At 62.1% G+C, this 19,707-nt stretch carries 19 protein-coding genes and 2 pseudogenes; 12 read left to right on the top strand and 9 right to left on the bottom strand.

Features of this window, described 5'->3' with window-relative positions; translation table 11 throughout:
- Positions 1–23 precede the first annotated feature (23 nt).
- Entirely contained in the window at positions 24–1,286 is a 1,263-nt protein-coding gene (locus tag AC1RZR_RS12355; RefSeq protein ID WP_477270032.1) for a diaminopropionate ammonia-lyase, read from the bottom strand.
- A gap of 63 nt (positions 1,287–1,349) precedes the next feature.
- Positions 1,350–2,213: a DMT family transporter gene (locus AC1RZR_RS12350; protein ID WP_477270030.1), complete on the bottom strand. Its 864-nt coding sequence runs from the start codon at positions 2,211–2,213 to the stop codon at positions 1,350–1,352.
- 65 nt (positions 2,214–2,278) lie between these two features.
- Between AC1RZR_RS12350 and AC1RZR_RS12345 the strand changes: the two genes are divergently transcribed.
- Positions 2,279–3,241, top strand: a complete 963-nt coding sequence (locus tag AC1RZR_RS12345; protein ID WP_477270028.1) for a LysR substrate-binding domain-containing protein — start codon at positions 2,279–2,281, stop codon at positions 3,239–3,241.
- A gap of 1 nt (position 3,242) precedes the next feature.
- The gene (locus tag AC1RZR_RS12340; protein ID WP_477270026.1) at positions 3,243–3,404 is read left to right on the top strand and encodes a hypothetical protein; all 162 of its coding nucleotides are present in this window, start codon (positions 3,243–3,245) and stop codon (positions 3,402–3,404) included.
- 175 nt (positions 3,405–3,579) lie between these two features.
- On the opposite strand, the gene AC1RZR_RS12335 is transcribed toward AC1RZR_RS12340, so the two are convergent.
- Both AC1RZR_RS12335 and AC1RZR_RS12330 read right to left on the bottom strand, forming a co-directional pair.
- Entirely contained in the window at positions 3,580–4,665 is a 1,086-nt protein-coding gene (locus tag AC1RZR_RS12335; protein WP_477270024.1) for an alpha/beta hydrolase, read from the bottom strand.
- A gap of 89 nt (positions 4,666–4,754) precedes the next feature.
- On the bottom strand, positions 4,755–5,699 hold the full coding sequence (locus AC1RZR_RS12330; RefSeq protein ID WP_477270935.1) for a sugar ABC transporter substrate-binding protein: 945 nt from the start codon (positions 5,697–5,699) through the stop codon (positions 4,755–4,757).
- A 199-nt stretch (positions 5,700–5,898) separates the two neighbouring features.
- On the opposite strand from AC1RZR_RS12330, the gene AC1RZR_RS12325 reads away from it, so the two are divergent.
- The gene (locus AC1RZR_RS12325; protein WP_477270022.1) at positions 5,899–6,924 is read left to right on the top strand and encodes a LacI family DNA-binding transcriptional regulator; all 1,026 of its coding nucleotides are present in this window, start codon (positions 5,899–5,901) and stop codon (positions 6,922–6,924) included.
- Between the two features lie 554 nt (positions 6,925–7,478).
- On the opposite strand, the gene AC1RZR_RS12320 is transcribed toward AC1RZR_RS12325, so the two are convergent.
- The 3 genes and pseudogenes from AC1RZR_RS12320 to AC1RZR_RS12310 all read right to left on the bottom strand — a co-directional run.
- The gene (locus AC1RZR_RS12320; protein WP_477270020.1) at positions 7,479–8,447 is read right to left on the bottom strand and encodes a glycine reductase; all 969 of its coding nucleotides are present in this window, start codon (positions 8,445–8,447) and stop codon (positions 7,479–7,481) included.
- Positions 8,448–8,679: 232 nt separating this feature from the next.
- Positions 8,680–9,021, bottom strand: a complete 342-nt coding sequence (locus AC1RZR_RS12315) for a hypothetical protein (RefSeq protein ID WP_477270979.1) — start codon at positions 9,019–9,021, stop codon at positions 8,680–8,682.
- 155 nt (positions 9,022–9,176) lie between these two features.
- Positions 9,177–9,434: pseudogene (locus AC1RZR_RS12310) on the bottom strand (methyltransferase domain-containing protein); the annotation flags it as partial.
- A 260-nt stretch (positions 9,435–9,694) separates the two neighbouring features.
- On the opposite strand from AC1RZR_RS12310, the gene AC1RZR_RS12305 reads away from it, so the two are divergent.
- From AC1RZR_RS12305 to AC1RZR_RS12295, 3 genes are all read left to right on the top strand, one after another.
- On the top strand, positions 9,695–10,099 hold the full coding sequence (locus AC1RZR_RS12305; protein WP_477270018.1) for a hypothetical protein: 405 nt from the start codon (positions 9,695–9,697) through the stop codon (positions 10,097–10,099).
- A gap of 44 nt (positions 10,100–10,143) precedes the next feature.
- Positions 10,144–10,314: an RNA-binding protein gene (locus tag AC1RZR_RS12300; protein WP_477270016.1), complete on the top strand. Its 171-nt coding sequence runs from the start codon at positions 10,144–10,146 to the stop codon at positions 10,312–10,314.
- 511 nt (positions 10,315–10,825) lie between these two features.
- On the top strand, positions 10,826–11,287 hold the full coding sequence (locus tag AC1RZR_RS12295; RefSeq protein ID WP_477270015.1) for a phasin: 462 nt from the start codon (positions 10,826–10,828) through the stop codon (positions 11,285–11,287).
- A gap of 60 nt (positions 11,288–11,347) precedes the next feature.
- Here AC1RZR_RS12295 and AC1RZR_RS12290 read toward each other — a convergent pair whose 3' ends face one another.
- A complete protein-coding gene (locus AC1RZR_RS12290) occupies positions 11,348–11,539 on the bottom strand; it encodes a hypothetical protein (RefSeq protein ID WP_477270014.1) in 192 nt (63 codons plus the stop codon).
- A 43-nt stretch (positions 11,540–11,582) separates the two neighbouring features.
- Here AC1RZR_RS12290 and AC1RZR_RS12285 point away from each other — a divergent pair.
- Positions 11,583–12,309, top strand: a pseudogene (locus AC1RZR_RS12285) (aminotransferase class III-fold pyridoxal phosphate-dependent enzyme); the annotation flags it as partial.
- 992 nt (positions 12,310–13,301) lie between these two features.
- Here the strand turns inward: AC1RZR_RS12285 and AC1RZR_RS12280 are convergent.
- Entirely contained in the window at positions 13,302–14,252 is a 951-nt protein-coding gene (locus AC1RZR_RS12280; protein ID WP_477270933.1) for a GNAT family N-acetyltransferase, read from the bottom strand.
- Positions 14,253–14,451: 199 nt separating this feature from the next.
- Between AC1RZR_RS12280 and argE the strand changes: the two genes are divergently transcribed.
- From argE to AC1RZR_RS12255, 5 genes are all read left to right on the top strand, one after another.
- Positions 14,452–15,576 (top strand): acetylornithine deacetylase, encoded by a 1,125-nt coding sequence (gene argE / locus AC1RZR_RS12275; RefSeq protein ID WP_477270012.1) that lies wholly within the window; start codon positions 14,452–14,454, stop codon positions 15,574–15,576.
- Between the two features lie 119 nt (positions 15,577–15,695).
- On the top strand, positions 15,696–16,619 hold the full coding sequence (locus AC1RZR_RS12270; protein WP_481828567.1) for a 2-hydroxyacid dehydrogenase: 924 nt from the start codon (positions 15,696–15,698) through the stop codon (positions 16,617–16,619).
- A 23-nt stretch (positions 16,620–16,642) separates the two neighbouring features.
- The gene (locus AC1RZR_RS12265; protein WP_477270008.1) at positions 16,643–16,999 is read left to right on the top strand and encodes a cupin domain-containing protein; all 357 of its coding nucleotides are present in this window, start codon (positions 16,643–16,645) and stop codon (positions 16,997–16,999) included.
- 168 nt (positions 17,000–17,167) lie between these two features.
- The gene (locus AC1RZR_RS12260) at positions 17,168–18,631 is read left to right on the top strand and encodes an aldehyde dehydrogenase family protein (protein WP_477270006.1); all 1,464 of its coding nucleotides are present in this window, start codon (positions 17,168–17,170) and stop codon (positions 18,629–18,631) included.
- Between the two features lie 16 nt (positions 18,632–18,647).
- Positions 18,648–19,691 (top strand): tartrate dehydrogenase, encoded by a 1,044-nt coding sequence (locus tag AC1RZR_RS12255; protein WP_477270004.1) that lies wholly within the window; start codon positions 18,648–18,650, stop codon positions 19,689–19,691.
- Positions 19,692–19,707: the final 16 nt, after the last annotated feature.

The following is a 19,707-nucleotide window of genomic DNA, read 5'->3' as shown; positions in this document are numbered from 1 at the left end:
CAAGCGGAACGTCAATCGCCATACTAGCCGACCCGATCACCGGAGCAGGTGTCAGGCCTTGCAGGGCCTTGGCGCAAGAAGACCGAGTCCGGGCTCTCGCCGACAATCTTCTCGTAGATTTCCGGATCGGTCGCGCCCTCGCAACCAAACAGAACGACCCTGCTGTTCCCGTCCAGCGAAAGTGCCTTGCGCAGGCGCTCGTCACCCGCGGCCTGGATAAGCACGCCCATACCACCCGCGGCAGATTCTCCGCAGACGATCGGAATGTCGCCGTTGCCTGCCGCCAGCGCCCGCATCGCATCCTCGACCCAGCCGTCGGGAATCCGCAGATAGTCGCTGCCAAGCCATTCCATGATCGCCCACGCCGCCGGCGAGACCTCGCGGCAGGCAAGCCCGGCCATGATCGTTCTCAGCGACCCGGACGATGGGGTCGGACGATTGTTCACCGCACTCTGGAACAGGCAATCCGCCTCATTCGGCTCGACCATGACGAACCGCGGAGTAGCGCCCTTCAGGCGCGTCTGGAATCCGAGAAACACCGCGGCGGCGATGCTGCCGACGCCGCCTTGCATGACGACATGCGTGACCTTTTCGAGTTCGGGGATCTGTTCAAGTGCTTCCTCGACCATCACCATATAGGCCGCCATCACATTGCGCGGGATGGGCGACTGGAAATTGTCCCAGGATGTGCTGCTGACGAAATGCCAGCCATTCATCCGGGCGTCTTCCTTGGCGCGGGCGACCGAAGCTTCATATTCGCCGTCGATACGGATGACGATCGCTCCATAGCGCTCCATCGCTTGCTTGCGGCCCGGGCTGACATGCCCGTGAATGTAATCGACGCAGCGGCATCCGAAGGTCTTCGCGCCATAGGCCAGTCCGCGCCCCTGGTTGCCATCTGTCGCCACGCAGACCGTGACCCGCTCGGTGATCGCCCGGAACTCGCCGGACCGGAGCTGCTCGTGCGTCGGACGTGTCCCGGTCGCGCGCTCGACCTCGTCAGCCAGAATGCAGGCGACCGTATAGGGAGCCCCAAGCGCCTTGAAGCTGCCCAGATCGCGGCCAAAGCGCTGGCTTTCATCCTTGTAGAATATCTTCGCCACGCCAAGGCGCGATGCCGCCGCGTCCAGCATATGCAAGGGCTGCGGCTCGTATTCGGGCCAGCTGTGGATCTCGTCGACCGCCTTGCCCCAGCCCTGGAGGTTGCGGACCGGCTCCCCGGCCCGCGCCTCTGTCTGCGGCGCAAAATGAAGCGCGTTGAAGTGATGTGCGAAACTCTCGTTCATTTGGGCGCTCCGACAGACAATGGGCAGGGTCATGGATTTTCCAGTGAAACTCGGGGGCGCCCTTCAGGGGACAGCGATCGACCGGGGAGACAGCCGCCATCCCAGCTTCACGCCAAGGGTGCCGATCACGATCAAAACCATCCCGATGGCCTGCGGCAGACCGAGAAGACGATCGAAGAACAGCCAGTCCGTCGTGATTGCCGTCAGCGGGTTTACGAAACTGAGGACGGCGATGACAGGTGTCGAGACGCGAGGATAGGCCGAATAGATAAGGACCCAGGCGATGCCCGTATGCACCACGCCGATCACAGCTAGCCAGCCCCAGGACGGCAACGCGATGTCCTGATGGAAATTGACAAAGGGGGCGAAGATGATGACGCCGACAGTTGTTTGACAGAGCGCGGTGATCTCGCCGCGTTGCCCCGCCAGCCCCTTTCCGGCAATCGCCGTTATCGCATAGAGGAAAGCCCCACCCAGCGTTATCAATATGCCCAGCAGCCAGTTCGGGTTGACCTGTGCGGAGGACAGCGAAAGGCCGCTGGCGAGGGCTACGCCAAAGAAGGCGACGACCAGCCAGATCATCTGATCGCGCGTCACCCTCTCCTTCCAGATCACTGCACCGATCAGCAGGATCAGGAACGGCTGAATATGAAAGAGGATGGTGGCGGTGCTGATCGAGGTCAGCATGAGCCCGCCGAAGAAAGCCGCCCAGCTCAGGACGAGACTGGTCCCGGCAACCGCCCCGAGAGCCAGATTCCTGGCGGTTAGCGTGCGGTCCGGCAGAATCCCGGTCGCGAAACACCAGACCAGCAGGAACAGCGCCCCGATCGCGCTGCGCCAGAACACGATCGTCATCACGTCGAGGCCCGTCGCCAATACGGCCGCGCCCACGGTGCCGATCAGCACCAGGCCAAGGGTCAGCCTCATGATATCACGGTTCGAATTTACCGAGTCACCCACACTTCAGTCCTGTTCGCTTGCGATAGGTGGAAGTGCGCTATGGACGTCTATCGGTCAAACGAATAGAATATATAGACCCTATTCGTTTATCTGATAGTGATATGGCAAAACCTCTCGATCTTGACCTTTTGCGAACGCTGGTCGCCGTCGCCGAAACCGGCAGTTTCTCGAATGCCGCAATCCGCGTTGGGCGCAGTCAATCGGCCGTCAGTATGCAAATCCAGAAGCTGGAGGGCATTCTCGGAAAAGACCTTTTGGTGCGCGGCGGACGAACGATTGTTCCCAATCGCGCGGGAAACGACCTGCTGGCCTATGCACGGCGGCTGTTGAAGCTCTCGGATGAGGCATGGGCCAGCCTGACGCGGCCCGGCGTCTCAGGCACGGTACGACTTGGCGTGCCAGAGGATTATGCGTCCCTGTTGTCCGGCACACTTGAGAAGTTCGGACGAGACTTCCCCGGCGTGACCATAGAGCTGGTCTGCGAGCCGTCATACGTGCTGACCGAAGCGGTCGAGAACAAGGCGATCGACATTGCGGTTGTCACACGCTTTGCCGAGCAGCCCGCAGAAGTCTTGCGACGAGAGCCGATGGTATGGGTCGCATCGTCTACCCACGCCGTCTGGGAAAACAACCCGCTTCCCGTGGCGCTCTTCCAGACATGCGCGGCCCGCGCCAACATCCTGAAAGCCTTGACGGACGCAGAGAGAAGCTACCATTGCACCTATTCAAGCGCGAGTCTGTCCGGCCTGGTAACGATTGTTCAGGCGGGCCTTGCCGTCGCCGGTCTTGCCCAATGCAGCGTGCCGCCATCATTGACCATCATCGGCGAGAGCGAAGGACTGCCTCCCTTGCAGGAGCTGGAGATCGGCATCCTGCGGAGTGCGACTGACGAGAGCGCGGCGGTGCAGCGCTTTCACGACGCTCTTCGCCGAGATTTGGCCCATGCAGGACATGCCGCGACCCTGCAGTTTCATCCGGCGCATGCCAGAGCCTGACATGGCTGTCGTTCTCATCCCCGGCTTCATGCTCAACCGCGACCTTTGGTCGGACATTGCGCCGGCGCTTGTTCCCTTCGGACCGTTGATCCATTCCGATCCCGGAGCCGGAAATTCCATCGAAGACGTGGCGAGACTTACGCTGCAAGCAGCGTTCTCTTAGATTTCATGCGCGGACACGAGAGTTCGGACACACGCGTCGACAGACACTAAGTCCGCCGCAAGGCAGCCTTGTAGGAGCCAGCTCCACTCTCACGCCCTGTTCACAGCGCCCGTTCCAAAATCCGGCGATAGCCTTCTTGTGAAAGCATTTGCGGGCCGGTGGCCAATTCAACTGGTCAACGTTCGACCAAGGCCTCCATTTCATCGGGGACAAAAAAGGAGCGCGTCGCGCGGTGCGGCACGATGCCGAAAGCTCGCGCCAGAGCACGGATGACTGCCATACGGTAGTCAATCGTGACGGCTGCTCCCGGCGCGGCACCGTCAAACCCATGGTAGACACCGGGAACAACATGAAGCTCGACCGGGACCCCCGCATTGACCAGTCGCCGTGCATATTCCAGGTTCTCTTCGACGAAAAGATCGATCGAGCCAACCCAAATAAAGGCCGCGGGAAGCCCGGCAAGATCGCCGACGCGGCCTGGCACCGCCCCCGCCGGAGTTGAGGGACCTCCAGCCGGCATTCCGAGAAATGCAGACCAGCCCATGCGGTTGTACTTGGCTGTCCAGCAGAATGTGCCGATATGCCCCGGAACGTTTCGGCTGCTGCCGGTGCGGTCATCCAACATAGGGTAGGTCAGGCACTGGAAGAGGATCGGCACCTCGGCGCGATCGCGGGCCGCGATGGCAAGCATGGCGGCAAGGCCGCCGCCGGCGCTTTCGCCCTGGACCGCGATGCGGGTGGGATCGATGCCGAGTTGGTCGCAATGGGCATGGAGCCATTTCAGCGCCGCGTAACCATCCTCCAGCGCGCCGGGATAGGGCGTCTCCGGGGCAAGTCGGTAATCGACTGAAGCGATGACGCAATCGAGCGCCATGGCTTGGGCCTGCAGGACCGGCACATATTCCTCCGCGGTGCCCACGATGAATCCTCCGCCATGCATGTGGAGAATCGCCGGGCGGCGTCCATCCGAGTGGGAGTGGATCAAGAGAATTCGGACATCCGGTGCGCCTTCGTGACCCGGAACCATGTACTCGCTGACTTCGGGCTTCCGAGCGCGGGCGGGCACGTGTGACGTGTCCGCGGCCCAGGCCGACCGCAGGTCAGGAAGAACCTTTGCCAACACTTCGGGACTGATGCTCTCTTCGGCACCCGTCAGAAAATCCGGGTCCCGCGCCGTGAGCGCGCCAAGGGCCTCGCGGAGTTCCGGACGGACGAGAGTGAACGGATCCGGGCATGACGGCGCATGAATTCGGGAAGGCATTCCTGACACGTCCTGTCTGGCATGCTGTAAGAGGTATCGGGGCGGCAACGGTCTGCCGCCGCCCCGACCCGGCGCGGGAGTGGCAGTCGTCAATTTTTGCCAGCATAGTCAGCCATATTGGCCGGCGTCACGAGCTCGAACGGAATATAGGTCAGGCGCGGTACCTTTTCGCCTTTCGCCAGTTTCAGCGCGGTATCGAGTGCAGTCGTCCCGATGGCGCCACCGTTCTGAAATACGGTGACATCCAGATCGCCAGCTTCCATCGCGGACAATGCGTCCCTCGTCGCATCCACACCGACAACGACAACGTCCTTCATGTCGATGCCCACGGCCTTCATTGCCTGGATCGCGCCAATGGCCATCTCGTCATTGTTGCCGAAGACGAAATCGGGCTTCTCGCCGGTCGACAGCCAGTTCGTCATCAGATCCTGACCCTTGTCACGCGACCAGCTTCCCGTCTGCTCGTCGATGATGGTCATGAATTTGCACATGTCCATGGCGATGACGTCCTTGACATCCTTGGTGCGCTGCACGGCGGCGGCATGGGACAGATCGCCCATTAGAATGTAGCCCTTGGCGCCTTTGCTTTTGCCCTGCGCGCGCAAGATCTTGCAGGCCTCGAATGCGCCAAGGGTGCCGGACTCGATCTCGTTGGCCCCGACATAGGCTTCGCTATCAGGTAGCGCTTCAAGGTTGATCGGCTGGAGGTTCATGAATACCAGCGGAACATGCGCCGCAGCCGCGGCGTCCGTCAGAGATTGCGCAGCCGACGTGTCCACCAGCGTGACCATGATCCCGTCGACGCCGGAGGCGATGAAGTTGTTGATCTGGTCAAGCTGCTTGGCCACGTCGTTTTGTGCGTCCTCGAACTGCACATCCACACCACCAAGCGTCTCGGCATATGCCTGGATCTTGTTGCGCATGACCGTCTGGTAGTTGTCGTCGAATTTCGCGAGGCTCACACCAATCGTCTTTGCCCAAGCGGCCGTGGACATGAATGCGAGTACACTTGCGGCAATTGCGAGCCTTCTCATGGAAATTCCTCCCATTGGGGTGTCAGTCGACCTTTTGCTCCTGACCTGAGCGAAGCCGTGGTCCCGATACGAATCGTTGGCTGGTGCGACTGCTTTACGTTTGAATGACAACACGGCTTCCGCGTCGACAGCTGATGTATTTTCCATCAGGATGCCAGGCCTTTGCGTTGTGGGGCACCGTTGGGAGTGGTGAGGCGAGATGAATGAGGAATTGGTCTCGGCCAAGAAAATCAGGCGCGGACCCTCAGTGAGCGAGATCGCCAAGATTGCCGGGGTTGGAACCGCTACCGTCGATCGGGTGCTCAATGCGCGAGGACAGGTCGCACTCGGGACCCGCACCAGGATCCTGGAAGCGCTGGCTACTCTTCAGCAGCCGCACAGCGACAAGCGCAAGAGAATTGCGTTCATCTGCGAGTCCGGCGACAGCTTCAACCGGTCCCTAAGCGAGGCGATCGCGGCGGTGGCTTGGCGACGCCAGGACCTCGAATTGACGGTGTGCACCTTTTCGTCTTTTGACGTGCAGCTCATCCCATTCGCGCAGCGTATCGAGCGAGAGGCCGACTTGTCCGACGGGATCGTGATCGTGGCGCGCGAGGATCCGATCGTGACGCGTGCTGCCCGGGCGGTCATGCGGCGCAAAAAGCCCGTGGTGTGTCTGGCCACCGACCTTGCGCGCTCGTCCAGGCACGGTTTCGTCGGCAGCGACGAACGCAGCGCCGGCGCCGCGGCGGCTGGACTGATCGGACGACTGATAGTGAAGAGCGACGGGCGGGTCCTGTTCATCGCTTGCGGCACCTATCATGCCGCCAAGGACCGCGAGGAAGGATTCCGTTCCACGTTGGAGCAGGAGTTCCCAGATCTCAGGATCGTCCATAGGATCGACGTTAGAAACGAACCCGAACTGACCTATCAGGCGATCAGGAGGTTTGTTGCGGAACACGGGGTGCCGGATGGGATCTACAGTGTCGCAGGAGGAAACTCAGGTGTCGGCAAAGCCCTCGTCGAACTTGGGATCGGAAGCCTGGTCGTCTTCATCGGTCACGAGCTCAATGCAAATTCGCGTGCCCTCCTGCGGTCCGGCGTCATGGATTTTCTGATCGGGCGCGATCAGGAGCGCGAGGTGATGCTCAGCCTGGCGATGATCGAGGCGATCCTCGATGAGAGGCCGCATCACAATCGCGACGAGAACCAGGTGCGCATCATCTGCAAACACACCTGCGACTGAAATCGCACCCGCTCCTGCGGCTGTCCCGTTCACCGCCACGACGGGGGGCGAATTTCCTTCATTCCCGAACGCGAAGCTTGTCCAACGTTGCGGACGCGCGCGGACGCCAGCTTCGTAAGAAACAGCTCAAGCAGCGGGAGGACTCAGCCGCAAAGGCTGATAAAGATCATTGCAGCCTTGGGGACTGCCGTCAGCTATGTTTGCTTTCGGGAAGATCATAGTTCGCTTCGGACGGCGTGATTGAGGCGCGAAGCTGTCGTCCGCGTCGTGGAAAACGTTCGTCGGCTTCGGGTCAGACTTTGCCGTTCACCACCGGTCTTTGCAGCACCAAGACAGGTCCATCACGCCCAACACCGTAGAAAATACCGCAAGTCTTCTGAATGGAGGGAAAGGCGGTAGCGCCCTCCCGCTACCACTCTCAAAGTCCAACAATTCTCCGGTCCCTCATGACTTCCCGCAAGCCCGGCAGGGCCGGATGCCCTGGGGCAGCGACACGACTGGCAAGCGGTTCGGCAAGCGTTTCCATCCGCTCTCCCGTGAGTGCCAAAGGCCGCTCAGGAAATCGTTGCCTCGGAGTCAGACTTGGCGATGTCGACATCTTCGCGCAGGCCCATGGCTATACTCTTCTGCTTGTCAAGATCGATGCGGCGACGTGCGATCTCTTCAGCCGACAGGCGCGCGATGTTGCAATAGTCGAGCTTCCAGTCGGGATTGGAACTCCACGCGAGCGGCGACTGCACGGTGGTGCGCGAGGTCGGCGCTGTCTCCAGCACCTTGAGAGCAAGCTCCAAAGTGAAAGCCTGCGAGTTGGAATCCCTTGGCCGACCAGCCCCATTCCCGAGCGGGAAATCGGAGAACAATAGGCGCGGCACGCCGACGTATTCGACGATGTCCTTAGCGCAGCCCATCACCAGCGTAGCAATCCCGTTCTGCTCCAACATGCGGGCGGCGAGGCTGACACTCTGATGACACACCGGGCAGTTGGCCACCAATATGGCGACGTCCACACGATCTGCCTTGCAGCGAGTTAGAATGTCCGGGCAGTCGACTTCAAGTGTCACACGATGACTACGGTTTGTCGGCAGCCCGTGGAAGTGTGGGGCTATTGAGCCGATGCGGCCACGCAATGCCGCGTGTCGCAGTTCCGGCAGCGGAAAATACGTACCAGGGTCCTCGGCCGTCGTGTGCTTGCGGTCAATGGCGACGTGGGAGATGCGCAGGTCGTAGTCTTGTGAACTGTCGCCAGAGTATGCGCTGTAGAACTTCGCGGCAGCGTTGTATGGTGCGCCAGGGCCTTGATCCCCCTTGGCGGGTTGAAAGGGCGCCGCAGTCGTGATGATGGTAACCCGACATTGCGCGAGCGGCTTGACAAGCGGCTGGAATGGCACCTGCGCGTAGTGCGCCCACTCGTAGGGCGCACCGTACCCTAGCGCCACGTAGTATTCACGGGTCCTTTGCATGTAGGGGATCGGCGCATCATGAGCGGGTGCGAAGTCGAACCTATCGGCACGCTCGCGGGTCATCGCTGCTGACTCCTTTGGTGCTGGTCCGGCACACAACTGTATAGACACGGGCCGCAACAGCAACACCTTCAAGAGTTAGTGGCCGGCCCGGAAGTCCGCCATGTCCCGTGGCCCTATTCACAATGTCCGGAATTGGGCGCAAGGCTGCCTGTGGCCTTGGCAATTGCGATGTCTGCTTTTGGGATGCGGCTAAGTTGGTCCCTACGACCGAGATGCCGCGCGAAGCAGTCGTTCAAGATGGGTGGCCAGGAAAGGATTGGTACGGACTACCTGTCGCTCCAGTCTTGTCATGGCTAGCCGAGGCGTGCGACCAGGCGCCCACTTCCGAGCGGCTCACGATCACACTACCCGCCTTGATTTCGCGCTGCATGCGCTGTCCCAAAGTTTCAATATCGACCTCAGCGGCCGTCGCAACTCCCCGGCTCTGGATTTCCGGCAGCATCGTGACAATGAGTTCGGCGGTCTGGTGTGACCATTCGAATCCGCCCTTGGTTCCCCCAACAACCGCCTCCATGTGCATTGAGGGCGCGGGCAATCCAGCCGCACGGAATGCCGCATCGAGCTTGATACCCATATTCGTCTCGATACCGCTGCGCCGAAAGGTGTCGACGATCCAACGACAGAGAGGTCGTAGGTCGGCGCCGGCGGGCTGGATCGACAGCCATCCCAATCCGGCTCGTGGAAGACGATGGTCCCTCCAGGCCGGACATGACGAGCGACGCCACGCAGCATGGTGACAGGATCGGCTTGAAACATCAGAACGTAGCGGCCGATCACGGCGTCGAACGGTCGGTCGAACGAGAGTGCCGCGGGATCGCCTTCACGAAAGCTGACATTCTGGATCGGATGCTCCGCCGCGCGCCGCTCTGCCGCCGCAAGGGCCGCTGGGGCCCGATCTGCGCCGACGACCTGACCTTCGCTGCCAACCATCTCGGAAACCAGGAATGTAACGTCGCCCGCGCCACAGCCGACGTCGAGCACGCGCATCCCGGGACTCATGCCCGCAGAGAGCAAGATTCTTCGCGTGATCGGGTTAATGATGCCGGCCTGATGGCTGAGACGCCTAATCTCGCGATCGGAATGGACGAGAATATACGGGACGCGAACGTCGGCACGACCACCTGCGACTTCCATCGCCTGCCTCCCCTCATAAGATCGTTCCCCAAATAGGGACATCGCGTTCGTCAACGACTATGCGCCGATGCGGCAGCCAGTCAACGAGACTGGCTGCCGGGTAGTGTCTCAGTTTGAAATTTGACGCCGACCCGGTTGCGGTGGTCGGCCAAAGCCATCACATTGGCTCCAGAATGACGACCGTTGAAAACCTTGCGAATCTGGAACGCGAGTTCACGTCTGTGGATGGCTTTTTCATGAAGCTCCACCAGCGCGAATTTGATCCTCAAGCGGCAACGCGTTTTGTATCTCTGATGAAAACCCTAAGCCTCTCCAGTAACCACGAGGCCAACTATGGACTTCTCTGGTTTTTATGGGGAGCGCAGATTGATCTTGAAAACGCCGTCGCACACGGTATCGGCGGCGCGAAACTCACAGAACTGCGGGAGGGCCTGTTTCCAGAGTTCGCCCGCATATTTGACGCAGAGCTTCACGGTCTAGTGGAGCGGTTAAGGATGATAAATGCCAACCGGTCCTAAAGGCCAGGCGCCCCGCCGACGTAATCGGCAATGCTGTCCGCGTCATGCGCATTGCTACCGGCGATGAAGCCGACGACGTGCAGGACGACGGCAAGAACGCCGCCGCCAAAGAGCTTGGCTCTAAGGGTGGAAAGAAGCGCGCCGAGAACATGACGCCAGAGCGGCGCGCCGAGATCGCCAAGAAGGCGGCGGAAAAGCGGTGGGCGAAAGACTAGTTCAGTGTGTCTGCTGAGCCTGTTTGGAGGCCACAAGCCGCTTGCGCTGCCGCTTCACGAAATCTTCCAAGGCCTCAAGCAGAACATCGTCAACCTCCCCGCTGGCGACAAGCTTGAGATACGAGACACTACCGGCTGCCGACCTCATTGCGAATGTCGCTTCAGGGTCAAATCGCGTCTTGCGACGCTCGCAACTGAACGGCGGCAAAAGGGTTGAACTCGGTCGTGTAGAGATTTGGGTTGGAGGCGAGAGCGCCTGGCCATGAGGTCCCGAACTGTGAACCAGGTGTCGGGTCGGGCGCGCCTCATAGGGGCCCATAGCCCGCCACCGACAATCCCGGGGGGCGGAGTGACCGCCACGATCAGAGGGACGACAACGACGCCGCTGGGCGGTCAAAGAATCATGGTGCAGCGCAACAAAGATGTTGCGTTGCACACAAACTTCCGTTAGGTAATGCTAATACAAATGCGAAGGCTTCTAAAAAGTCGCCCCCAAACGAAGGATGGAACGATGTCCAAGACCACTGAAAAGACCGCTGAACTTATCGAAAACGCGTACCCCGCTTTTGATGCCTCCAAGGCCATCGAGCAGGTTAGCGCTTTCACGGAAAAGGGCGTCGAGCAGTCGAAAGAAGTTCTCGCCAAATTCAAGGCGGATTCGGAGATGACCCAGAAGGCTCTCGAGACGAGCTTCGCATCCGCCAAAGCCGCTTCCAGCAACTTGTCGCTGAAGACAATTGCCGTTCTGCGCGCCAACACCGAAGCCGCCTTCTCGCATTTCGAAGCCCTAATTGCCGTAAAGTCGCCTTCCGAATTCGTTGAACTGCAGACCGCGTTCGTCCGTAAGCAGGTTGAAAGTGCCGTCGAGCAGACCAGGGAACTTCAGGCCGTCACGACCAAAGCCGTCGAGGACGTATCCAAGCCGATCAAGTCCGCCTTCGAGAAGGCGGTCAAGGACCTCAAGGTCGCCTAGCTTTTTCTGGGGCGGATAGAGCGGGGCGGGTGTCACGGCTCTCCACTGGGAGAGCCGTGACTACTTATGCACTTGCCAGTCCTCTTCCTTCAATTCGGCTTCGTCCTTCAACTTCGGCCAGTCCGCGCCGTGCTTGCGGAGAAGGCGGCGCGCCTGATTGGGCGACAAGGCCGCAACTTCAATGAGGTGCTGAACCTCTAGTTGCTGGCCCTTTGCTGCCGGGCTCGCGCCGCTTGATTTCTTGACGGCCATTTCTGCGTCCTTCCCCGGTGTATCAACCAGATGAACGAGCACCGGTCCCAAAACGGTGATGGCCTTCGTTGCCGAAACTGTCGTCGGCGCGACGGCGGGCGCGGTGCCGCCGGTGGCCGACTACTTCCGCCGGATCCGCGACATCTGCGACCGCTACGGTGTTCTTCTGATCCTCGATGAGGTGATGTGCGGCATGGGCCGCACCGGAACGCTTCATGCCTGCGAGCCGGAGGGCATTGCTCCCGACCTGATGACGATCGCCAAAGGGCTCGGCGGCGGCTACCCAGCCAATCGGCGCGGTTCTGCTCAACCAGAAAATATTCGATGCGTTTTCAGGCGGCTCGGGTCTTTTCCAGCATGGTCACACCTATATCTGCCACCTGATGGCCTGCGCGGCGGCGCTTGCTGTTCAGGAGGTCATCGCCCGCGACAGGCTTCTCGACAATGTCAGAGCCATGGGCGTGCATCTGTCGCGTCGGCTTGGTGAGCGTTTCGACAACCATCCCAATGTCGGCGACATTCGCGGGCTCGGCCTGTTCATGGGCGTGGAACCGGTGGAGGATCGCTCGACCAAGGTGCCCTTCGACCCCAAACGGAAGCTGCATGCGCGGATCAAGAAGGAAGCCATGGCGCGCGGCCTCCTGATCTATCCAATGGGCGGCACGATCGATGGGATCAATGGTGACCACGTGCTTCTGGCTCCGCCGTTCATTTGCGACGTACCGGCTATTGACGCGATCGTGGAACGGCTCGGCGATGCCATCGAGGCGTATTGCGAACATCACCAAACTAGACCGGAACTGCGTGAAGGCAGCGAGTCAGATCATCACCGTCAGGCGAAGTTCGCGCACCCCGTGGCCAAGGTCCACTTGGGGCCAGTTCACAACTATGCAGGCGGGGTGCCTTAACGTCCGCTTCCGACTATTTGGGCCTTAAAAGGTGCCGGTCCGACGACCTCGCGTCGATGATCAGCTGGTGGCTTAGCTCGTCACCGAGATGACAGCCTTCGTCGACTCGATAGGAAGCTGGCGATGGCGCCATTTGGCAGCGTGAGGCATCGTCTCGCGGTGCTGAAGTCAAAAGCCAATTGTGAACCACGGATTGGCGTCGTCGTATCCGAGACGCGGCTTTGCCGTGCCATTGTCCGGCGACGTGGCAGTTCCGGTCGAACTGCAGTCCAGCTCTGGAACAGGCTTCTTGGCCGAATGTTTGGAAGAGCATAAGGAAGCAGCGTCACTGACCGCCACCTTCTTCTCCTTGGCAACAGCGACACTGGTCGCGGCAAACACGATAGCCGCGCAAAATATAGCCACTCTCATAGGATTCCCCTTCGTCACGCGTTGCAGACGCGAGCACATGACGCTACGTCATTTTAATATTAGCAACAACAAATATAGGACGGTCCCATCTCATTCAAAAGTGGTAGCTTGCAACTCGCTGGCGGCCCCGCAATCAGTTTGGGCAAGACGCGCAGCGGCGCACGTCGACCGGGAATTTAGACCTGGTGACGGTCAGGTCCATGGCCGGGTATGGTCGACAAGGGCACGGCAGAACTGGTGAGCAAACACCGTGCGCCGCGAGGCGCCAAACCACTTGTGTGAGGGCCCGAGGCAATTGCGCTCGTCATCGGAGTTAGGCTTCGGCGGTAGCGGACGGGATTTCACATTGATTTGATTGGCTTTTTCGTGGGCCAAAATCATCAATATTCCCGCGATGTTCCGCACGGTCTCACGGCCTATGCCGACCATGGTGCCGGATTCTTTCACCCAAAGGCCTGGCTGGCCAATGCGTAGGTGACGACTGGCAACTTTCCGGGATCTTGCCCTCCCGCGACCGCCCATGGCTGGCCAAGCCACATGCTGGTCACCGTGTCATAGACCGGCAAGCCTGACCGCGCTACGAACTCCGGGAACGGGCCCGTCTCCTGCCGCGTGTCGAGGCGCAGAAACCGCCCGGCATGCTCCGCGATATGCGGCGCCGTGACGGCAATCGCATCGTCGTCCGTCTCAGCCACCACCGGCCCGACAACATGCCCGCGTCCGAAAGGACGACAAAGAGCGAAAGCCTGGATGCGGCCTTCGCGCAGGAGCGCCACGCCCTTCGAAACATCCAACAGCCGCGCCAGCAGCGCGGAACGATCAGCGCCGTAGGCGCTGCGATCGAGTTCGACGAGCCGGGCCAGATCGGAATGCTCGACGTTGCGCAGGATCGCTCCGTCGGGCAGCGATGCGATCGCGGGCATCAGCGCTTCGCCCTGGCACTGGTAGACGAGCCGCGCGGGAGCAAAACCAAGAGACAGATAGAGCCGGCGCGCGGCTCTCGTGGCGTTGAGCCCAAGGCTGCGAGAGCCGATCCGCGCCAATACGTTGTTCATGATCCAACCGCCGGCACCATGAGCCTGCAGGCGGGGCGAGGTGATCATCATGCCGACAGTGGCGAAACCAGCGCCGAAGGGAAACCACATGGCCGTGCCGACGACGCGCCCGATTTCGTCCTGGGCAGCGATCCCCTCGCCCGCTTCCAGCAACATCTGCCAGTCCTCGGCCCGATGCGGCCAGCCGACGCTGATCGATAGCGCATGCAGCTTTTCGAGCTCAACGCCGGCGATGTCGCCGACCTTCAACTCGAAGGAACTGAGCCGAATGGATTCCGCTGCCTTCAATGACGCCTCTCGGGGCAAATTTGATGGACCTGACTTCCTCTCGTCAAGCATAGCCATCTAAATCACAGAATCCGCTTCAGATGAGGCTGTATTCGAAACTTTTCACTGTAGATCAACGGCTTTCCGCATCCAGGGCCTCGAGCGCGTCCCTATGGTGAGCGGAAGGCTCCCGGAAAGCGCCGACACCCCGCCAGTTTGCAGCACGAGGATCCGCAATGTCTCCCTTCGTCCGACACCGCGAGATAGCGACATGACGGCCGAGGAAATCCTTGCCCGGCTTGTTGCCTTTGCCTCGGTCGTCGGCCAGCCCAACCAAGCGATCGTCGAGTGGATCGCCAACTATGCCGAAGGCTGCGGCGCGAAGGTCACGATCCTCCCCGGGCCGGAGGGCGACCGGGCGAACCTGTTCGCCACGATCGGCCCGGCAGAGGTGCCGGGGTTCATCTTGTCCGGTCACATGGATGTGGTCCCGGCCGGCGAGCCGGGCTGGACAACCAATCCGTTCACGCTGCGCACCGAGGGCGAGCGGCTCTACGGACGCGGTACAAGCGACATGAAAGGCTTCCTGGCCTGCGTGCTGGCCGCCCTGCCGGCGCTGGCCGCCCGTCCTCTTGTCCGACCCATCCACCTCGCTTTCTCCTATGACGAGGAAGCTGGCTGTCGCGGCGTGCGCCATCTGATCGACGCCCTGCCTCAGCTCTGCACGAAGCCGCAAGGCTGCATCGTCGGCGAGCCGAGTGGCATGCGCGCAATCCGTGCCCACAAGGGCAAGGCTGCGGCTCGGATCGAAATTCGCGGCCGTTCGGGCCACTCCTCGAGGCCCGATCAGGGGCTGAACGCGATCCACGCCATGGCTGCGGTCCTGACCGAAGCCGTGCAGAGCGCCGAGGCGCTCAAGGCCGGACCTTTGGACGCGAGCTTCGCGCCTCCCTATTCCTCGCTCCAGATCGGCGTAATTGGCGGCGGACAGGCGCTGAACATCATTCCGGACTTCTGCGTCGCCGAAATCGAGGCGCGGGCCATTGCCGGTGTCTCGCCCGCCGCATTGCTGGCTCCCATTCAAGCAGCCGCGGCAGCGCTCACCGCCCAAGGGTTTGATGTCAGCTGGGACCTTCTGAGCGAATATCCGGCGCTCTCGCTCGCCACCGGAGCGCCGCTTGCCAGCCTGCTGCGGGACCTGACCGGGCACGAGCCGCTTGCCGCGGTCAGCTATGGCACCGAGGCGGGGCTGTATCAGGCTGCGGGAGTCGAGGCGATCATCTGCGGGCCGGGCGACATCGCACGCGCGCACCGCCCGGACGAATATATCGAGATCGGCGAGATGGCTGCCTGCCTGCGGATGATCGAAGATCTGGGCGAGCAGCTTCGCTCCTGAAACCTGCTGCCCGGCCGCGGTGAATTTCGGCGTGATCTGCCGTCAGGCCAAGCGGCTTCAACGCATCCTGCGGCGCGCGGCGGGCCAAGCTCAATCATTGCCTTGCCTTGGAGACCTGAATGGCCTTCCTGATCAATTCCGATCCCGAGCGGGTCCGGATCTTCGCCGACGAATTCGCCCGGGAATTGCCGGCGCTGCGTTTTGCCGCCGACCCTGCGGCGATCGACAAGACCGAGGTGCGCTATCTCCTGACCTGGTCGGCGCCAGAGAATCTCGGCAGTTTTCCCAATCTGGAAGTGCTGTTCTCGATGGGTGCCGGCGTGGATCAGTTCCGCGCCGACCTCCTGCGCGCGAAAGTTAGGCTGGTGCGGATGGTCGAGGAAGGCATCATCCGCATGATGCAGGAATACGCCGCCCTCGCCGTGCTGGCGCTCCATCGCGACTTGCCGGTCTATCTTGCCCAGCAGGCACGCAGCGACTGGCAGCCTCGCCCGGCCGTGCAGGCAACGGAGCGGCGTGTGGGTGTCCTCGGCCTTGGCATGCTGGCATCGGCCGTGCTCGATCGGCTGCGGCCCTTCGGCTTTGCCCTGTCGGGCTGGAGCCGGTCGGCGCGCGACATCCCCGGCGTGCGCTGCCATAGCGGCCAATCGGGGCTGAAAACGTTCCTCTCGCAGACCGACATTCTGATCTGCCTGCTGCCGCTGACCTCGGAGACACGCGGCTTCCTCGATGCCGGCCTGTTCGCCAGCCTGCCCGCCGGGGCGAGTCTCGTGCATGTCGGGCGCGGGCCGCAGCTCGACCACGCAGCGCTGCTGGCCGCGCTGGACAGCGATCATCTTGCCGGCGCAGTGATCGACGTGACCGATCCCGAGCCGCTGCCGGCGGACCATCCGTTCTGGCGCCATCCCAAGATCCTGCTCACCCCGCATGTGGCCAGTGTCACGCAACCTCAGACGGCGGCGAAAGCGGTGGTCGCCAACATTCGCCGGCATGAAGCCGGACTTGACCCCGTCGGTCTCGTCGACCGCAACCGGGGCTACTGACCCTCGCGCCAGAAAGGCAATCCATGTCCCTGCTCAAGACCATCGATCCGAAGCCGCAAGGCGCGCCCCGGGAATCGAAAGCCCTGCCCGATCGCCTGATCTCCGGCGATCCCTCTTTCAAGACCTGGGCACAGGACACCGCACGCGACGGCACGATCCACACCGGCATCTGGGAGGCGACCCCGGGCGAGACGCGTTCCATCAAGGGAACGAGCTTCGAATTTTGCCACATCCTCGAAGGCGTGATCGAGCTGACCGATGACGGCGGCGAGACCGTCACCTACCGTGCTGGCGACAGCTTCGTCATGAAACCGGGTTTTACCGGGATATGGCGGACGATCGAGACCGTGCGCAAGATCTACGTCACCGTGACGGACTGATCTCTCGGATCGCCCCGCGAACCTGCCTCGAGAGTGGTCCGAACCTCCGAAGATTGCGCTGAAAATCGGCATCAAACAGGATATTCCATTGCAGGCCTCGTCGCAGTCGATGCAAACTGTGGGTCGATGCCGGCTAGAGTTGCCCTGTCCTCACGACAAGGCGCCACCATGTCCCTCAGCTTCGATCCCGACGTACTTGCGCTGCCGCAGGGCCACTTCATCGGCGGACGGTTCATCCCCGCCGCCGGCGTCCTGCCGATGCATCGCCCGTCGGACGGCGCGGCCTATGCGGACTGTCCGGTGGCCGATGTTGAATTGGTCGACCAGGCCGTCAACGCAGCCAAGCACGCACTCAAGGACAGCGGCTGGGCAGGCCTGCGCCCGCGCGAACGCACCCGCGCCCTGCAGCGCTGGGCCGACCTGATCGAGGCAGAGGCGGAGACGCTGGCCCGGCTGGAGGCCGTCGCCTCCACCCGGCCCGTCGGCCAGTTGATCGACGGCGATATCGCGATCACGGCCGAGCAGATCCGCTTTTTCGCCGAGTTCGCCGACAAGGAAGGCGGCGACCTGGTGCCGACCGCCGACGCCAGCCTGGGAATGATCCTTACCGAGCCCTACGGCGTCGTCGGCGCGATCACGCCGTGGAACTTCCCGCTTTCGATGGCCGGCTGGAAGCTGGCGCCGGCACTGGCCGCGGGCAATGCCGTGGTGCTGAAGCCCTCGGAGATGACCCCATTCTCGGCGCTCTACATAGCCGAACTCTCGGTCCGGGCCGGCCTGCCGGTTGGGCTCATCAACATCGTTCTGGGAGACGGCCCGACCACCGGCAACGCGATCACCGGCCATCCGGAGATCGGCAAGATCAGCTTTACCGGATCGACCGCCGCCGGCGCCGCGATCATGCAGAACATAGCCCGTACTGGCATCAAGCCGATGACCCTGGAATTAGGCGGCAAGAGCCCGCAGCTGGTCTTTGCCGATGCCGACCTTGATCTCGCGGCGGCGGCCGTCGCGCAAGGCATTCTGTCGAACGCCGGCCAGGCCTGTGTCGCAGGTTCGCGGTTGATCGTGGCCGAGGCAATAGCGGAGCCGCTGGCAAAGGCCATCGCCGCGCACATGGCGGCGATCCGCCCCGGCCCGACCTGGGACGAGGCGACGCGCTATTCGCCCATCATCTCGGAGCGCCAGCTCGGCCGGATCGACGCCATCGTCCAGGCCGCCATCAATGCCGGCGCCGAATGTCTGGTTGGCGGCAAGCGGCTCGACCGCGAGGGCTATTTCTACGCGCCGACGCTGATTAGCGGTGTCAGCCAGTCCTCACCGGCGGTGATCGAAGAGATATTCGGGCCGGTGTTGACCATGCAAACCTTCGTCGAGGAAGAGGAGGCGCTGGCGCTGGCCGACCACGAGACCTATGGGCTCGCAGCCGGTGTCTTCACCCGCGATCTATCCCGCGCCATCCGGGTGACTAAGCGTCTCCAGGCCGGCACCATCTGGGTCAACCGCTACAACCGATCCCGCGACCACATCCTGCCGACCGGCGGCTACAAACGGTCCGGCATCGGCAAGGACCTTGGCCGCGAGGCCTATCTGGCGAACCGCAAAAGCAAAAGCGTGCTGATCGACCTTTGAGATCGAGGGACGGGATATGAAGAGCTATTCCATTGCGCTGATCCCCGGTGACGGCATCGGCAAGAGCGTCACCGAAGCGGCGTGGCAGGTGCTGGAGGCCGCGGCCGGCAGCTCCGGCTTCGCGCTACAGGGCCAGCACTTCCCCTGGTCCTGCGCCTACTACAAGGAAACCGGCCGGATGATGCCGGAAGACGCGATCGAGACCTTGCGCGGCTTCGACGCAATCCTGCTCGGCGCGGTCGGCTGGCCGGCGGAAGTACCGGACGCGGTGTCGCTGCACGGACTGCTTCTGCCGATCCGCAAGGCGTTCGTGCAATACGCCAACATCCGGCCGCACCGGTTGCTGCCCGGGGTCGAGGGGCCGCTGAAGGCCGCCAGCTTCGACATACTCTGCGTCCGTGAAAACACCGAGGGCGAATATTCCGGCGCCGGCGGCCGCGTGCACCAGGGAACCGGCGACGAAGTCGCGGTCGAGACCTCGATCTTCACACGCAAGGGCGTCGAGCGGATCCTGCGCTTTGGCTTCGAGCAGGCGCGGTTGAGGAAAGGAAAACTCGCTTCGGTCACCAAGTCGAACGCACAGAAATACTCGATGGTGTTCTGGGACGAGGTGACGGCGCGCCTTGCCCCTGAATATCCCGACGTCCACGTCACCAGCTACCATATCGATGCCATGGCCGCGCGGATGGTGATGGCGCCCGACAGCCTCGATGTCGTTGTCGCTTCCAACCTGTTCGGCGACATCCTCACCGATCTGGGCGCGGCGATCCAGGGTGGCCTCGGCTTCGCCGCCTCCGCAAACATCAACCCGGATCGCAGCGCGCCTTCGATGTTCGAACCGGTTCACGGCTCGGCCCCCGATATCGCCCATCTCGGCATCGCCAACCCGATCGCGGCAATCTGGTCTGGGGCGATGATGCTCGGCCATCTGGGCGAACACGGCGCGGCGGCAAAGGTCATGGCTGCGATCGAAGCCGCGACTGCGCGCGGCATCGGCACGCGGCCGGGCCAGGACCGGACGGAGACGATCACCACGGCCGTGCTGGCCGCGCTTGCCTGAGCCGGGAGGGAACGAC

Source organism: Mesorhizobium bavaricum, assembly GCF_056781655.1.
The sequence above is the reverse complement of the archived record's forward strand: the minus strand, read 5'-3'. Positions and strand labels throughout refer to the sequence as shown.

Excerpts from the sequence above, each read along its gene's own strand:
- argE (WP_477270012.1), top strand. The coding sequence starts at position 14,452 with ATGACGGCCGAGGAAATCCTTGCCCGGCTTGTTGCCTTTGCCTCGGTC.
- AC1RZR_RS12350 (WP_477270030.1), bottom strand. The coding sequence starts at position 2,213 with ATGAGGCTGACCCTTGGCCTGGTGCTGATCGGCACCGTGGGCGCGGCC.
- AC1RZR_RS12295 (WP_477270015.1), top strand. The coding sequence starts at position 10,826 with ATGTCCAAGACCACTGAAAAGACCGCTGAACTTATCGAAAACGCGTAC.
- AC1RZR_RS12340 (WP_477270026.1), top strand. The coding sequence starts at position 3,243 with ATGGCTGTCGTTCTCATCCCCGGCTTCATGCTCAACCGCGACCTTTGG.
- AC1RZR_RS12315 (WP_477270979.1), bottom strand. The coding sequence starts at position 9,021 with ATGGGTATCAAGCTCGATGCGGCATTCCGTGCGGCTGGATTGCCCGCG.
- AC1RZR_RS12320 (WP_477270020.1), bottom strand. The coding sequence starts at position 8,447 with ATGACCCGCGAGCGTGCCGATAGGTTCGACTTCGCACCCGCTCATGAT.
- AC1RZR_RS12280 (WP_477270933.1), bottom strand. The coding sequence starts at position 14,252 with ATGCTTGACGAGAGGAAGTCAGGTCCATCAAATTTGCCCCGAGAGGCG.
- AC1RZR_RS12270 (WP_481828567.1), top strand. The coding sequence starts at position 15,696 with ATGGCCTTCCTGATCAATTCCGATCCCGAGCGGGTCCGGATCTTCGCC.
- AC1RZR_RS12265 (WP_477270008.1), top strand. The coding sequence starts at position 16,643 with ATGTCCCTGCTCAAGACCATCGATCCGAAGCCGCAAGGCGCGCCCCGG.
- AC1RZR_RS12255 (WP_477270004.1), top strand. The coding sequence starts at position 18,648 with ATGAAGAGCTATTCCATTGCGCTGATCCCCGGTGACGGCATCGGCAAG.
- AC1RZR_RS12325 (WP_477270022.1), top strand. The coding sequence starts at position 5,899 with ATGAATGAGGAATTGGTCTCGGCCAAGAAAATCAGGCGCGGACCCTCA.
- AC1RZR_RS12355 (WP_477270032.1), bottom strand. The coding sequence starts at position 1,286 with ATGAACGAGAGTTTCGCACATCACTTCAACGCGCTTCATTTTGCGCCG.
- AC1RZR_RS12335 (WP_477270024.1), bottom strand. The coding sequence starts at position 4,665 with ATGCCTTCCCGAATTCATGCGCCGTCATGCCCGGATCCGTTCACTCTC.
- AC1RZR_RS12290 (WP_477270014.1), bottom strand. The coding sequence starts at position 11,539 with ATGGCCGTCAAGAAATCAAGCGGCGCGAGCCCGGCAGCAAAGGGCCAG.
- AC1RZR_RS12260 (WP_477270006.1), top strand. The coding sequence starts at position 17,168 with ATGTCCCTCAGCTTCGATCCCGACGTACTTGCGCTGCCGCAGGGCCAC.
- AC1RZR_RS12330 (WP_477270935.1), bottom strand. The coding sequence starts at position 5,699 with ATGAGAAGGCTCGCAATTGCCGCAAGTGTACTCGCATTCATGTCCACG.
- AC1RZR_RS12300 (WP_477270016.1), top strand. The coding sequence starts at position 10,144 with ATGCGCATTGCTACCGGCGATGAAGCCGACGACGTGCAGGACGACGGC.